The organism is Streptomyces bambusae (genome assembly GCF_019400985.1).
Lineage (GTDB): Bacteria > Actinomycetota > Actinomycetes > Streptomycetales > Streptomycetaceae > Streptomyces > Streptomyces bambusae_A.
This window is the reverse complement of sequence record NZ_WTFF01000614.1, coordinates 1-1599: the sequence shown is the minus strand read 5'-3', so window position 1 is coordinate 1599 and position 1599 is coordinate 1. Positions and strand designations below refer to the sequence as shown.

Here is a 1599-nt window from a genome sequence, read left to right as displayed (position 1 = left end):
CGCCGTACGGTCGCCCCGGACCCCTTCCGGTCCGGCGGGGCGCAGCGTGCCGAGGCCGTGGCGCCGCAGGCCGAGGCCGCCGCGCTGCTGGAGCGCTACCGCGCGCTCGCGGCCGCACACCCGCTGTGCGGCAAGCACCGGAACCCGAAGTCGAATCCCGGCATCCTGCGCCGCGCCCTGGAGGAGGCGGCCGCCGGGCGGCCGCTGCCGCCCCGGCTGGCCGGGCTGCTGCGACACGCGCTGGCCGCCATGGTCGCCAAGCGCGGGCTGCCCGGGTCCCCCGCGCACACCCGGCTGCGCCAGGAGCAGGCCCGGCAGGCCGCGCTGCCCTCGCACCACCGCATCGCCGCGCTCGTGGTGCGCCGGCTCGCCGCGCTGGACCAGCGCGCCGGCACGCCCGACGTGGAGTCGCCGGTCGTCCCGGTGACCGCCGCCGAGACAGCCGCCACCGGGCTCCCGGCCGGCACCGCCGTCCCGGCGCGGATGCAGCAGGTCGTGCGGTCCGCGCTGAGCGCTCCGCTGGAGACCCTGGTCGAGCGCGGGCTCGTCCCGTCCGCCGAGGTCCTGGCCGGGCTGGTGCCCCAGCTGGTGGCCGCGGCCATCGCCCGGCGCTTCCCCGATCCGGCCCTGCGCACGCTGTCGGCCGCGACGTACCGCGCCTTCCGCAACCGCCGCTCCCTGCTGCTGCTGAACCTCCAGCACCAGGTCCGGGTCGACGAGCTGCCGTGGGTACGCGTGCTCGCCGCGCACAGCACCGACGCGGACGCGGCGGAGCGGGCCCGGGCCGCGGCCGCGGCGACCCTGCGCCAGCTCGGCGAGCTCGCGATGGGCACGTTCCCGGGGACGCTGCTGCCCAACCCCCTGGTACGCGAACTCTCCCAGCTCGCACGGCAGGCGGACCTGCCCGCGCCGTTCGTGGAGGAGCTGGCGGCCGACATCTTCATGGGGACCTTCACCCCGAAGTTCCTCGTGGCCGCCCGGGTCGCCGCGGACCTGCTGGAGGGCAGCCTGTACGCGCGCTACTACGGGATCGACTGCGCGGCGGTACGGAGCATGGCCGTGCTCCAGGCCGCCGAGGGCCTCGCCCGGGGCGCGCAGGGGGCGCGTACGGCACAAGCCCCGGCGACCGCGGCCGCGTTCGCCACGCTGTGCGCCGAGCGGGCCGCGCAGCACGCGGCCGGAGCCGAGTCCTCCGCCGGCCGCTGGTCACCGGCCGCGAACGGCACCGTGATCGAGCAGGCGCAGATCCTCACCACCCACAACCTCGCCGTGCTCGTCCGGCAGACCGGCGCCGAACCGGCGGCGGGCTGGGAGGCGCTGGCCCGGGCCTCCTTCACCACGGTGTGCCGGCTGGTGGAGCGGGTGCACCGGGATCCGCGCCCGCTCGGCACCGTGAAGGACGCCGCGTACGCATGGCGCCAGATGCTGTTCCACCTGTCGCTGTGCGCTCCGGACCGGCAGGCCGCCGTGGTGGAGTGGGTGGCGGCCGAGGCGGCCCGCCGGCCGTGGCACACCGCCGCCCGGCTGGGTCCGGCCGTGGCCGGGCTGCGGATGGTGGCCGCCGGCGGCGCGTTCGACGCGGACGGCACCGCACAGGCC

General features: G+C 78.0%; 1 pseudogene. It reads left to right on the top strand.

The annotated features are described in order from the left end of the window. Positions 1-1599, top strand: a pseudogene (locus GPJ59_RS36060) (hypothetical protein); the annotation flags it as partial.